Source organism: Enterobacter sp. FB (genome assembly GCF_000805795.1).
Classification (GTDB): Bacteria; Pseudomonadota; Gammaproteobacteria; order Enterobacterales; family Enterobacteriaceae; genus Enterobacter; species Enterobacter roggenkampii.
The window spans coordinates 1,694,268-1,707,116 of record NZ_JSZC01000013.1 but is presented as its reverse complement, the minus strand read 5'-3'; the positions used below and the strand labels follow the sequence as shown (position 1 = coordinate 1,707,116).

Sequence of the window (12,849 nt, the reverse complement as noted above, 5' to 3'; positions counted from 1 at the left end):
TTAGCGGAAGTGGGCGGTTTATGGAGGATGTGTGGAGCAAGGGCTCAGATCATTCTCAGAATGAGGTACAGCGGTGCTCCACCAAAAAAAATGATCAAATAACATTCATAGTAAAAGATCAGATCCTCAATATCGGGCATCGCGTTTAACAGCACGGTGAACGTAATAATGAGATAAACAAAAATCACCATCAGCCAGAAGGCGATGATAAGTAGCTCAATGAACGCGCCGGCTTTATTTTGTATGACCAGAGAAACCACTGACAATGCGATGCAGCCATAGATAAGGGGTGAAGAGAGCAGCGTCGAGGCGACTTTCTCATCCACTCTGTGTACCAGCACCAGCCAGGTATAAAGTAATCCCCACGACAGCAGCAGAAACAGAGAATATATGCCCAGTTTTTTAGGGGAAAAATATTTAGAAAATTCCATGTTCATTATTTCAGCCAACTTCATAAAATCTTTAAGAAACAGTGGTAATTTGCAGCGCGCAATGCACAACGCGTTATGCCTCATTAGCGATTTTGAACGGACATTGTCGAGTCTTTATTGACTGAATGTGTAGGCTGTGTGGAGAAATAACCGGGCATTTAAATCAACCGGGAAATTTTCGTGACTACGGCACTTTTTCCCGGAGGCTGTGTCTTATTGTGCTCAAGATATCTGATAGCGTGCTTAAAGGGATTTCACCCGCGGAGATAATATGAACAAAAATACGCTTATCCTTGTTGTTGAAGATGAAGACGAAATCGCCGATATACTGATGAGCTACTTAGAGCGTTCGGGAATGAAAACGCTCAGGGCCAGGCAGGGCGAGCAGGCGATAACGCTCAATCGCCTCCATAAACCGGATCTCATCTTGCTGGACATTCACCTGCCCGTGTGTGACGGCTGGAGCGTGCTTACCACGCTTCGCCATGAAAGCGCTGTCCCCGTCATTATGGTTTCCGCTCTCGATCAGGACGTCGATAAACTTATGGGTCTGAGGCTCGGCGCGGATGATTACGTAATCAAACCCTTCAACCCTTCGGAAGTTGTCGCACGGGTTGAGGCGGTGCTGCGTAGAACAAAGCCTGCGCTTCAGCAGGCGGGGGCCCTGCCGCTCAGAACGCCATTCATTACGGTCTATCCGGATGATTTCTACGTGGAGGTTACTGCGGGGCCCGAGGTTATCTCCCCGGTCTTAACGACGACCGAATTTAAGTTGCTTTCTTACCTGGTGCGGTATCCGCGCAAGGTCTGTTCCCGTGAAGAGTTGCTCAACGCGTGTTTGCCGGAAGGCGATACGCTCGACAGAACCGTCGACAGCCATATGAGCAAGCTGCGAAAAAAACTGGAGCTGGCCGGTCTTTATGGCGTTCCCGAGAGCATCAGGGGCATGGGTTACCGGCTTGGGGAAAAGAAATGAATAAAGAGTCTGTCCTGAGTCGTCAGATCTTATCGTATATGCTATTGCTGACGTTTACGATAATTGCCATCGCCATACTGGGCTCCTGGTTTTTTTACTCCTTTATTCTGGATCATCTTCCCGGCGGCCCTGCTGCGGGCGATGACGAGCAGATGACGATGTGGGACTGGGTATGGATTGGGACCGCGACAACGATCAGCCTGATCATTGCCGTATTCTTTACGGTCAAACTTTCATCGCGAATACTCACCCCGCTAAACGCGGTCGCGTCCAGCCTGAAAAAAATTTCTCAGGGCGATCTGGACGCCAGGGCATTCTGTGTCAGTTCCCGGCTGGGAGAGATCAATCACCTGGTTACGGATTTCAATGAAATGGCAGAAAAGCTGCAAACGCTGGATATCCAGCGGAAATCCTGGAATGCTGCGATTGCGCATGAACTCAGAACCCCGGTCACCATTTTACGCGGAAGGCTTCAGGGGCTGGTTGACGGGGTGTTTACCCCGGACCCGGTGCTGTTTAGTAACCTCCTCAAACAGACGGAAGGATTAACCCGTCTGATTGAAGATCTCCGGGTTATCAGTTCGGATGGCGGGGCAGGATACACGTTATACCAGGCCAGAACGGATCTGAAAGGGACACTACAGGACGCGCTCGATACCTTCATGCCCGAGTTCAACCGTAAGGCATTTACCGTCCATACTGAACTGAGGGAGCAGCAGTGCGTATTCGATCCCTTACGCATCAATCAGTGTCTGACCGTTTTATTTGACAATGCCTTACACTATTCAACTTCGCGCAAGCTCACGGTTAAAAATGGTGTTTCGGATAAAGGCAATTTTATCCTGATTCAGGATGGGGGACCGGGTATCCCCAGGGAGTTTCATGACTTCCTGTTTCAGCCCTTTCAGCGCGATAACGGCGCCAGACAGTTGAACCCGGAAGGCTGTGGTTTGGGCTTGTCGGTGGTAAAAGCCATCATGCTGGCGCATGGTGGCGATGTTACCTATACCTTATCAACGCAAAACCACTCGATATTTAAACTCACCTGGCCCGACTCGTGAGCGTCAGCGGCAGGTCAAATGTGCCTGCCGGCGGTAAATGCCATATTTTTCCTAGCTTAGCATCCCATTCCTGCGGGGTAATCGACAGTTTACCGCGTCTCGGGCTTAAGGTTATTTCACTGAAATAGATTTCATCTTTTTTTAGCATGAGGTCAACGCGGCAGTAGTCAATGCCATCCGCCAGCTCCTGGGATGCCAGCAACGCTTTTCGGAACAAGGCCGGTTCGCCTGGCGCCAACGGTGTATTCGGATATTCCATCTGAAAGGGTTGTAAGTTCCAGTACCTGTCGTAAACGTTGATGAAACCTTTGCCGCTGTCATCCGTAAAATCCGCTTCAACATAGTGGGCAACGCCATGAAAGCAATGGATCCTCAGCATTTCGGGCGCTGTGTTCCTGTCTGCATCATCGAAGAGATCGACATACGGTTCGCAAAGTATTTTTGGCGTAATGTTTTTGTACTGCCATTCGCGCGTGGTGTAGTACATATTTTTCTTTAACGCGAGACTGAGTTTTTTACACGCTTCCCTGGCGTTAAATTGCGCTTTGTTCGTACATATTATTGTGCTGCCACTGTCATGGTTGCACTTAAGGACAAATTTTTCAGGGAGCGTCGAAAAATCAATCTGGGACACCTTGCTGTACACGCCAAGTAATGGCACCGTTTTCGCACGCGTTGTTCTGGAGATTACGTATTCCCGAACGGCGAGTTTATCGGCAAGCAGGGTATAGACGTTATTGTGGTCATAAACCAGACGATGACATATTTTTTCACTCAAGGTCGTGGGGGATTTAATGTCAGGGTGCTTCCCCGATGTTTTCTTGAGCCTCACAGTATGAAAGTACAGGTCCGTCATTAAAAATGAACGACATTTTCTGATGAGGTACTCGGTATATTTGAGAACGTAAGTGGCGTTGTTCATTTCTTCTCCTCCGTAATGTCAGGATATTCTGGAGAAGAACTGTTGATGTATTTTGCTGAGAATATGGAGCAGCTATGGAGATGAAAAAGTTAAGGATTAAACAGCGTGTTAAGGCTATTTAATCCTTATTAAGCGGTGCAACGTTTGTTTACCGATCTTTGCGCCACGCATCGGCCGTCAATGCTTCACCGAAATGACCGGCTATCAGCCGTTTTGTCAGTTCGTGAAGCGGGGAGGCCATCACATCCGCCGTGCTGCCGCGTTCGACCACTTCACCCTGGTGCATAACCATCACCTGATCGCTGATGTGCTTCATCATCCCCAGATGCTGGGTGACGTAGATATACGAGATGCCCTGTTTTTCCTGCAGTTCCAGCATCAGGTTAATCAGCTGCGAACGCATCGACATATCCAGCGAGGCAAGCGCTTCGTCAGCAATGATCACTTTCGGGCGCAAAATCAACGCACGCGCCAGACCCAGACGCTGTTTCTGGCCGGGTGCCAGCATGTGTGGGTAGTAGCTTTCGTGATCCGGTAACAGCCCAACCATGCGCAGTGTTTCGAAGATACGCTTGCGGCGCGCCTCGGGCTCCAGGTCGGTGTTCAGACGCAGCGGAAAATCGAGGATCTGCGAAATGCGCTGGCGCGGGTTGAGCGAGGTCGACGGATCCTGGAAGATCATGCGGATGCGCTGGCTGCGGAAAGAGTAATCCCCGAACGTGAGAGGGTGATCGTCAATCAATACTTCGCCAGCCGTGGGCTCAACCATGCCGGCAAGCATTTTCGCCAGGGTCGATTTCCCGGAACCGTTCTCGCCGATGATTGCCAGGGTCTGTTTTTCACGCAGGGTAAAGCTGAGCGGTTTTACCGCGTCGACAGTTTGACGATGAAACAGCCCCGTGCGGTAGCGAAAGGTCTTACTCAGGTTGCGGACTTCCAGCAAGGTTTCGACCATTTCACTCTCTCTCCATGTTCAGCGGGAAATGACAGGCGTAAAGATGATTTTTGGCCCCGGTCAGGCGTGGCGTCTCGATACATTTACGCTGCGCATACGGGCAACGCGGCCCCAGACGACAGCCTATCGGCAACGATTCCAGCAGCGGAATCGCCCCGGGCAGGGTATTCAGGCGGCTCTTATGCGGCATGGCGCTGCCAAAATCGGGAATAGCGCGGATTAGCGCCTGCGTATACGGGTGGTGCGGCGCGGTGATCAGGTCTTCACTCGGCGCGGTTTCGACCGTTTGTCCGCAGTACATCACATCAATTTTATCCGCCCATTTGCTGAGCATTTGCAGGTCATGGCTGATCAGCAAAATGGTGGTGTTGTTGTTCTGGTTAAGACGCGACAGCAGGCGGAAGATTTGCGCCTGCGTGGTGGGCTCCATCGCGTTCGTCGGTTCATCCGCAATCAGCAAACGCGGCTGATTGGCCAGCGCGATGGCAATCATCACTTTCTGACATTCACCGTCGGTCAGCTCGTACGGGAAGCTGCGCATTGCATCTTTGTGATCTTTGATCCCGACGCGGTGTAAAAGCTCAATGGCGCGACGCTTGCGCCAGCCCACGCGTTGCCACCAGCGGCCTTTATAGGTCCAGCCGGGGATGTTTTGCATCAGCTGTTTGCCCACGCGCTCGGACGGGTCGAGACAGGATTGCGGCTCCTGGAAAATCATCGAGACGTTGTGCCCGACCAGCTTACGCCGCTCGCGGGGAGAGAGGCGCAGCAGGTCGATATCATCAAACCGCATACGGTCTGCGGTGACGCGCCAGTTATCTTTCGCCACGCCGCAGATGGCTTTGGCGATCAGGCTTTTGCCTGATCCGGATTCACCCACCAGCCCGCGGATTTCACCCTCCGCGAGGGTGATGCTGATGCGATCGACGGCTTTAACCCAGCCTTCACCGGTTTTGAATTCAATGGTGAGGTTGCGAATATCAAGAAGCGGCATTATTGCACCCCCGCGTTAATTGCACGGCGAATACCGTCACCCAGCAGGTTGATCAGCAGCACGCTCACCATAATGGCCGCACCCGGCAGCATAACCGTCCACGGCGCCACGTAAATTAACTCCAGCGCGTCACCGAGCATCGCACCCCATTCAGGCGACGGCAGCTGCGCGCCGAGGTCGAGGAAGCCGAGCGCCGCAATGTCCAGAATCGCCATCGACAGGGCGCGGGTGATCTCGGTGACCAGCCCGGACGCGATGTTAGGCAGCACGGCAAACCACAGGATATTGAAGGTGGTCGCGCCGTCCAGACGCGCAGCGACGACATACTCTTTTTCCAGCTCGTCATGCACCATGCTGTAAACCGAGCGCACGATGCGGGGCAGGATAGCCAGCCAGACGGCGAACATGGCATGCGACAGGTGCGGACCGGCAAAGGCAACCACAACGATCGCCAGCAGCAGAGACGGAATCGACAGCAGCGTATCCAGAATGTGGTTAAGCACCGCCGAGCGCAGGCCATGCGTGGATCCCGCAAAAATACCCAGCGCCAGCCCGCAGATCGTGGCCGCGAGCGTCACCACAAACGCGCCGCCCACCGTCGGGGCCGCACCGCTCAGCAGGCGGCTCAACACGTCACGTCCGAGGTCGTCCGTTCCCAGGAAGAAAGAGACCTCTCCGTAGCGCGACCAGGACGGCGGCAGCAGCTGATAGCCAAGGAACTGCTGGTCAATGCCGTACGGCGCAAACCAGGAGCCAAAGACACAGAGCAACACCAGACCGGCGCAGCCATAAAGGCCAATCATTGCCGTGGTATCACCATAGAATTTACGCCACACGGTACGCAGCACACCGGGCGTGCGCTTTTCACTGTATACGCTATCGTAGGGCATACCATTCCTTATGCTTCAACGGGTTAGCCATGGCACCCAGAATATCGGACAACACGTTAACAATAATCACCAGCGAACCAATCACCATCACCCCTGCGGAAATCGCGGCGTAGTCCTGCTGGCGGATAGCGTTAATCAGCCACCGCCCGAGGCCCGGCCAGCTAAAGACCATCTCGGTGATCATGGCCAGCGTCAGCATGGTGGAAAACTGTAACCCCAGACGCGGAATAACCGGCGGCAGGGCGTTGTGCAGGACGTTGCGGCGCAGGATGGTCAGGCGCGACAGTCCGCGCGTGGCGGCGGCTTTGACATAGTTCTGGTCAAAGACCTCGATGGTGCTCAGGCGCATCAGGCGGATCACTTCGGTTGTTGGCGCAACCGCCAGCGTCAGCACCGGCAGCACCATATGGCGCAGGGCACTGACGATCATCTCGTGACGCCACACGGAATCGGACAGCCACGCGTCGATGATGGCAAAGCCCGTCACCGATTTAACCGTATAGAGCAGGTCAAAACGGCCAGAAACCGGGAGCCAGCCCATCGTCAGCGAGAAGAAAAGCGTCAGCAGCAGCGCCAGCCAGAAGACCGGAATGGAGAAGCCGAGCAGGGCGAGGGCGCTAATAAACTTATCCTGCCATTTGTTGCGATATATCCCGGCCAGCATGCCCACGGGGATCCCGACCATCAGGGCAAACCCGAAGGCCAGAATGCACAGCTCCATCGTGGCCGGGAAAACCTCTTTCAACTGCTCGGAAATCAGCTGCCCGTTAATGCTGGACACGCCGAAATCCCAGTGCAGCAGCCCGTTAAACCAGAAGAGCCAGGCATCCCACAGCGACGATCCCTGGAGCGGGGCGTGGGGCGTGAAATAGCTCAGGCTAAAGCCGACAAAGTTCAGGAAAAAGAGCGTCACCAGCAGCAAAAGGAGCCGGCGCAAGGTAAAAATAATCATGGTTTTTTCACCTCTTGTTCTTTTTCACGCGACACGCCGGCGAACGAGGCGTTGCCAAACGGGCTCAGCACCAGGCCTTTAATATCATAGCGATACGCCTGAAGGCGCAGGGAAGAGGCCAGCGGCAGCACCGGGAGTTCCTGGGCTAAGATCTTCTGCGCTTCATCATAGGCGTCGATGCGCGAGGCCAGCTGTTGGGAAGCCAGCGCTTTTTGCAGCACGGCGTCAAACTCCCGGTTACACCAGTGGGCGTAGTTGGTCTGCGAGTTTATCGCCGCACAGCTCAGCAGCGGCCGGAAGAAGCTGTCCGGATCGTTACTGTCAGTGGCCCAGCCGGTCAGGGTTAAATCATGATTCATGTCCATCAGGCGCGCCTCCTGGAAACGGCCCTCTACCGGTACGATGATCACTTTCACGCCCACCTGTGCCATATCCGCCTGCAGCAGTTCGGCGGTCTTGAGCGGGCTCGGGTTCCACGCCTGGGAACTGGTCGGCACCCAAAGCTGCAGCGTAAGGTTTTCTGCGCCCAGCGCTTTCAGCTGTTCACGCGCTTTTGCCGGATTGTATTCCGTAATTTTAGCCTCACCGTCGTAGGCCCACGAGGCGCGCGGTAAAATTGAGGCGGCGGTTTCCGCCGTACCGTAATAAATCGACTGCATCAGGCGCTGGTTGTTGATGGCCAGCGCAAGGGCGTGACGAACGGCAGGGTTATTCAACGGCGGCTTATCGGTGTTAAAGGCCAGATAGGCGATGTTCATCCCCGGGCGTAGCGTCAGACGCAGGCGCGGATCGTCGCGCAAAATCGTGAGCTGGCTGGCCGCGGGCCAGGCAAGCACATCACATTCCCCGGTGAGCAGTTTTGACAGACGTCCCGTCCCGCCGGAACCCAGATCGACCACCACCTGCGGCATCAGCGGCGTACCCCGCCAGAAATGTTCGTGGCGCTGCAGACGAATATATTGCCCGGCGCGGTATTCGGCCAGCTGGAACGGACCGGTGCCGACCGGCTGACGATCGAGCAGTTCCTGACGATCTTTTTTCGTCAGCTTCGCCGCGTACTCGGCCGACATGACGGACGCATAGTGGGTTGCCAGATGCCACAGGAATGAGGCATCCGGGCGCGTCAGCGTGAATTCAACCGTGCGGTTGTCCAGCTTGCGCACGCTTTTCACGGTGTCGGCAAACTGCAGGCTGTCGAAATAGGGGAAATTGCTGCCGTTAACGTTATGCCACGGGTGATTGCGGTTGAAGATACGCTGGAAGGTGAAGACCACGTCATCCGCATTCAGCTTGCGCGAGGGGGTAAACCACGGCGTACGCTGAAACGCAACATCATCGCGCAGGTGAAAACGGTAGGTTGCGCCGTTATCCAGCACTTCCCAGCTTTCCGCAAGCTCGGGCACAAGACGGTAGGTGTACGGATCTACATCAAGCAGACGATCGTAAAGCTGCGCGGCAAGGGTATCCACAATCAGGCCGCTGCCCGCTTTTTGCGGGTTGAAGGTATCCACCTGGCCGCTTACGCAATAGACGAAGCCGCTGTCACGAATGTCAGGCTGCGGCGTTTGCCCGGGCGCGGCAAAGGCCTGGCTGCTAAACAGACCAAGTGCAAAAAAGGACGATAAAACCAGACGCATAATTTTTAAGGTATTATATATGAAGTGGCTATCCTACTAATTTTAAACGACATTATCCAGTGTCGTTTAAGCCTGAGGGCATAATGGGGGCAGTAACGTTTGCAGTCGGTCACTCAGCGTCACAACCCGATGCACGTTCATACCTGCAATCCACTTTGAATATACCTCATGGACTATCTTAGCATTTTCGTGGCGCATCTGACTCGCTATAAACGAAGGATTCGCTCCGGCGGATAGCATCAAGCTTGTGAATGTATGCCGTGAATGACAGGAAGACATGTTGTCGCTATCAGATCTGGGATCATACTTTCTGAAGAAAAATAGCCGGTAAAATGCGGCCGTTTATCACCAGATCTGAGAGCAGATCAAGTACGGGTAAGGCAATGGCATACGAACAGTCTAAATAGCATAGAGTAAAAATGCTCACTTTGTTGTTACGTGCGTACCTGCCACCCTGGTTCATTTTTTCAGCACTTTCATAAGCATCATCAGTACAAACGCTATCATTGCAGACAGGCCAAAATTGATCAGAATTGCTGTGAAATCATAGTTATTCATGGCTTCTTCACCATCGCCTGATATCTGGATATGTTGCATGAAAACATCATTAATCCAGCTGTCCGGGACGAGGATAAAACTGGCAATAAGTAAAACAACGAATATTATGATTTTCATCTCACACCACATTTACTGAAGTCAGGTACACCACGAACATCAATTTCGATTCCAATACCATTTTGGCTACCCTATTTGGCGGGTTGAATGGTCAGTTCCAGTATTCATATTTCGTCGTCATCACGGCCTTATGTTTTTCCACATACTGTTTACCCGTCCGATCGGCTGGGACAATCGTGGTATCCATATTGGCGCGTGTGCATTCTCCATGCGAGTTCCACTCCTCACACGTTGTCAGGTTTTTTTCAATGGTGAAATACGTCTGGGTCTTGCTCAGGGACAGATCACGGCCCTCGTTATCGTAGGTATACTCTTCTATGGTTGAGGGGGACTCGGTTTTGATCAGGCGATCATTGTCATCATAGCTGTATACAGTTGTATAGTTATCTATCGCCAAACTTCCTTTGCTTACCACCCTTGCCAGCAACCCTGATGAATTGAATACGTAGTCTATTGCGCCCACTGTGGTTTTATCTTTATCTCCTGGTTTTGTGGCCGCAATAATCGAACGATTAACCACGTGGCTGATAAGTCCATTGTTGTTCAGCTGGTACATCTGACCTGCTCCCCGTTGATTAGTACACCCCGATGTTAGTAATGTCTTCATAAGCCACATGAGGACATCCCCATGAAGAAGCGTTTTTCCGACGAACAGATCATCAGTATTCTCCGCGAAGCCGAAGCTGGGGTACCCGCCCGTGAACTCTGCCGCAAGCATGCCATTTCCGATGCCACGTTTTACACCTGGCGTAAGAAGTATGGCGGTATGGAGGTGCCTGAAGTTAAGCGCCTGAAGTCGCTTGAGGAAGAGAACACCAGACTCAAGAAGCTGCTTGCCGAAGCCATGCTGGATAAAGAGGCGCTTCAGGTGGCTCTTGGGCGAAAGTACTGACGACAGACCAGAAGCGGGAAGCCGTGATGTTGATGTGTGATGCGACCGGTCTGTCGCAACGTCGTGCCTGCAGGCTTACAGGTTTATCCCTGTCGACCTGCCGCTATGAGGCTCACCGTCCGGCTGCTGATGCGCATTTATCAGGGCGCATCACTGAGCTGGCACTGGAGCGCAGGCGTTTTGGCTACCGTCGTATTTGGCAGTTGCTGCGCCGTGAAGGGCTTCATGTTAATCATAAGCGCGTGTACCGGCTTTATCACCTCAGTGGCCTGGGCGTAAAACGCAGAAGACGTCGTAAAGGGCTGGCAACAGAACGTCTGCCGCTGCTCCGTCCGGCGGCGCCCAATCTGACCTGGTCGATGGATTTCGTCATGGACGCACTTTCCACCGGTCGCAGGATCAAGTGTCTTACCTGCGTCGATGATTTCACAAAGGAATGCCTGACGGTCACTGTTGCCTTTGGGATTTCAGGCGTTCAGGTCACGCGTATTCTGGACAGCATTGCACTGTTTCGAGGCTATCCGGCGACGATAAGAACTGACCAGGGGCCGGAGTTCACTTGCCGTGCACTGGATCAATGGGCCTTTGAGCATGGTGTTGAGTTGCGCTTAATCCAGCCGGGCAAGCCAACGCAGAACGGATTTATTGAGAGCTTTAACGGACGATTTCGCGATGAATGTTTGAATGAGCACTGGTTCAGCGATATCGTTCATGCCAGGAAAATTATTAATGACTGGCGGCAGGATTATAACGAATGCCGCCCGCACTCCACGCTGAATTATCAGACACCGTCTGAATTTGCAGCGGGCTGGAGAAAGGGTCATTCTGAGAATGAAGATTCCGACGTTACTAACTGAGTGTTGTATCTAATCGTGGGGGCAGGTCACATCCCCTCCAGCGTCTGCCGATATAATTGTGTGGCCTTCTGACTGTTGTTATCGACTATTACGCCGTTCGCATCCAACTGAATGCGCCAGCCAAATTCCGTTCTGTTTAACTGAATTTCATTGGTAGTCGTGAAAACATTTTTCGGTCCCGGTGAGGTTTTGACCTCTTTAACACTGCTGCCAGTGAGTTCACCGCATTGATCAAAGTTGCTTTGAGCCGATGCGCGGATATACCCATCAGGGCTATCAACAGTGATTTCGACTGACTTAGGGATTTCGGTTCTTGTCTGCTGGTTCAGGAGGATGAGGTTGTTCAATTTGTTTTTAGCGAAAGTTTCCGCTGTGCATTGTGCGGCATAAGTCTGAAATGAGCAGAGGGATAGGAAAGTAATAAGTATGTTTTTATTATTGAATGGCATTGTATGTTGTCCTAAGGAGTGGAGCAGTTATCCAGGCTTGGTTTTGTAAAATGTCTGCTGTTAAATGCTGATATTGTTAGCGCATTTGATGTTTTTTAAGCAATGCCCTTAACTGATGGTAGGTCAAACCCAGCAGTTCAGCCGCCCGTTTCTGGTTGTATTTCGCCATCTTCAGGCTTTGCTCCAGCAGCTGTTTCTCCTGGTCGTGCTGGAACTGGCGCAGATCAAGGGGAAGAGCAGGGGCGTCGCCTCGAGACGTTGGTGCGGACGGCGGCGCGCTGCGCTGAAAAGGATCGATAATAATGTTGTCCAGCTCCGTCTCGCTGCTGCCGTGGCGATAGACGGAACGCTCCACGACGTTTTTCAGCTCGCGGATATTGCCTGGCCAGTGGTACGCGAGCAGCGTCTCCCGTGCATAATCGCTGAAGCCGGGGAACAGCGGCAGTCCGAGCTCGCGGCACATCTGAATCGCAAACTGGTCTGCCAGCAGCATAATGTCGCTTCTTCGCTCGCGCAGCGGAGGAAGCTGCACGACGTCAAAGGCCAGGCGGTCGAGCAGGTCGGCACGGAATGTTTCCTCTGCCACCCTCTCCGGCAGGTTGGCGTTAGTGGCGCACACCAGGCGCACGTTCACCTGCAGCGGCTGACTACCGCCAACGCGCTCCAGTTCGCCGTATTCAATCACGCGCAGCAGTTTCTCCTGCACCAGCATGGGCGCGGTGGCCAGCTCATCAAGAAACAGCGTTCCGCCGTCGGCGCGCTCAAAGCGTCCGGGATGGCGTTTCTGGGCGCCGGTAAACGCACCCGCTTCATGGCCGAAGAGCTCGGTATCAAGCAGGTTTTCATTCAGCGCCGCGCAGTTAAGGGAAATGAAGGGGCCGTCCCAGCGCCCGGATAAGTAGTGCAGACGGTTGGCGATGAGTTCCTTACCCGTACCGCGCTCGCCGATAATCAGCACCGGTTTATTGAGCGGCGCCAGGCGAGACACCTGTTCCAGCACTTCCAGAAAACTGTTTGCTTCGCCGAGTAAATTGTCTTTGTATCCGGGCATGATGAAATTAACCACTCCTTAGCGATATTCACCAGGTAAGAATAGTTCTTTACTGCATAAAAATCAATCAGTTCTTGTTAAATCAATAAGATAAAAAGTTGGCATGA

The 12,849-nt window shown here is 53.1% G+C and carries 14 protein-coding genes and 1 pseudogene; 3 read left to right on the top strand and 12 right to left on the bottom strand.

Annotation, left to right across the window (positions count from 1 at the left end):
* Window positions 1-44: 44 nt before the first annotated feature.
* The gene (locus PI91_RS15110) at window positions 45-455 is read right to left on the bottom strand and encodes a transporter (RefSeq protein ID WP_084635654.1); all 411 of its coding nucleotides are present in this window, start codon (window positions 453-455) and stop codon (window positions 45-47) included.
* Between the two features lie 247 nt (window positions 456-702).
* On the opposite strand from PI91_RS15110, the gene PI91_RS15105 reads away from it, so the two are divergent.
* Both PI91_RS15105 and PI91_RS15100 read left to right on the top strand, forming a co-directional pair.
* On the top strand, window positions 703-1,407 hold the full coding sequence (locus tag PI91_RS15105) for a response regulator (protein ID WP_008501224.1): 705 nt from the start codon (window positions 703-705) through the stop codon (window positions 1,405-1,407).
* Complete coding sequence (locus PI91_RS15100) at window positions 1,404-2,468, top strand: ATP-binding protein (protein ID WP_039266520.1); 1,065 nt, start codon at window positions 1,404-1,406, stop codon at window positions 2,466-2,468. The genes PI91_RS15105 and PI91_RS15100 overlap by 4 nt, the downstream gene beginning before the upstream one ends.
* Here the strand turns inward: PI91_RS15100 and PI91_RS15095 are convergent.
* From PI91_RS15095 to PI91_RS15060, 9 genes and pseudogenes are all read right to left on the bottom strand, one after another.
* Entirely contained in the window at window positions 2,449-3,390 is a 942-nt protein-coding gene (locus tag PI91_RS15095; RefSeq protein WP_039266519.1) for an ATP-grasp fold amidoligase family protein, read from the bottom strand. The two genes, PI91_RS15100 and PI91_RS15095, sit on opposite strands and share 20 nt — an antisense overlap.
* 148 nt (window positions 3,391-3,538) lie before the next feature.
* Window positions 3,539-4,345 (bottom strand): putrescine export ABC transporter ATP-binding protein SapF, encoded by an 807-nt coding sequence (gene sapF, locus PI91_RS15090; RefSeq protein WP_008501227.1) that lies wholly within the window; start codon window positions 4,343-4,345, stop codon window positions 3,539-3,541.
* A gap of 1 nt (window position 4,346) precedes the next feature.
* Window positions 4,347-5,339: a putrescine export ABC transporter ATP-binding protein SapD gene (sapD, locus tag PI91_RS15085; protein ID WP_008501228.1), complete on the bottom strand. Its 993-nt coding sequence runs from the start codon at window positions 5,337-5,339 to the stop codon at window positions 4,347-4,349.
* Complete coding sequence (gene sapC, locus PI91_RS15080) at window positions 5,339-6,229, bottom strand: putrescine export ABC transporter permease SapC (RefSeq protein ID WP_039266518.1); 891 nt, start codon at window positions 6,227-6,229, stop codon at window positions 5,339-5,341. Before sapC ends, sapD begins: the two co-directional genes overlap by 1 nt.
* The gene (gene sapB, locus PI91_RS15075; RefSeq protein ID WP_008501230.1) at window positions 6,216-7,181 is read right to left on the bottom strand and encodes a putrescine export ABC transporter permease SapB; all 966 of its coding nucleotides are present in this window, start codon (window positions 7,179-7,181) and stop codon (window positions 6,216-6,218) included. Before sapB ends, sapC begins: the two co-directional genes overlap by 14 nt.
* Window positions 7,178-8,818 (bottom strand): ABC transporter substrate-binding protein SapA, encoded by a 1,641-nt coding sequence (gene sapA, locus PI91_RS15070; protein ID WP_008501231.1) that lies wholly within the window; start codon window positions 8,816-8,818, stop codon window positions 7,178-7,180. Before sapA ends, sapB begins: the two co-directional genes overlap by 4 nt.
* Before the next feature lie 66 nt (window positions 8,819-8,884).
* Window positions 8,885-9,082 (bottom strand): annotated as a pseudogene (locus PI91_RS26455) (site-specific integrase); the annotation flags it as partial.
* A 195-nt stretch (window positions 9,083-9,277) separates the two neighbouring features.
* Window positions 9,278-9,493 carry a hypothetical protein gene (locus tag PI91_RS15065; protein WP_021240286.1) on the bottom strand — a complete coding sequence of 72 codons (216 nt, stop codon included), beginning with the start codon at window positions 9,491-9,493 and terminating at the stop codon, window positions 9,278-9,280.
* A gap of 91 nt (window positions 9,494-9,584) precedes the next feature.
* The gene (locus PI91_RS15060) at window positions 9,585-10,049 is read right to left on the bottom strand and encodes a hypothetical protein (protein ID WP_232764413.1); all 465 of its coding nucleotides are present in this window, start codon (window positions 10,047-10,049) and stop codon (window positions 9,585-9,587) included.
* 72 nt (window positions 10,050-10,121) lie between these two features.
* Here PI91_RS15060 and PI91_RS15045 point away from each other — a divergent pair.
* Window positions 10,122-11,242 (top strand): IS3-like element ISSen4 family transposase gene (locus PI91_RS15045; protein WP_085950818.1). Its coding sequence is split into 2 segments (ribosomal slippage): window positions 10,122-10,380 and window positions 10,380-11,242, totalling 1,122 coding nucleotides; the frame shifts between segments, so codons are not numbered across the junction.
* Window positions 11,243-11,268: 26 nt separating this feature from the next.
* Here PI91_RS15045 and PI91_RS15040 read toward each other — a convergent pair.
* The gene (locus PI91_RS15040) at window positions 11,269-11,691 is read right to left on the bottom strand and encodes a hypothetical protein (RefSeq protein WP_039266925.1); all 423 of its coding nucleotides are present in this window, start codon (window positions 11,689-11,691) and stop codon (window positions 11,269-11,271) included.
* Between the two features lie 76 nt (window positions 11,692-11,767).
* On the bottom strand, window positions 11,768-12,742 hold the full coding sequence (gene pspF / locus PI91_RS15035; RefSeq protein WP_039266517.1) for a phage shock protein operon transcriptional activator: 975 nt from the start codon (window positions 12,740-12,742) through the stop codon (window positions 11,768-11,770).
* Window positions 12,743-12,849: the final 107 nt, after the last annotated feature.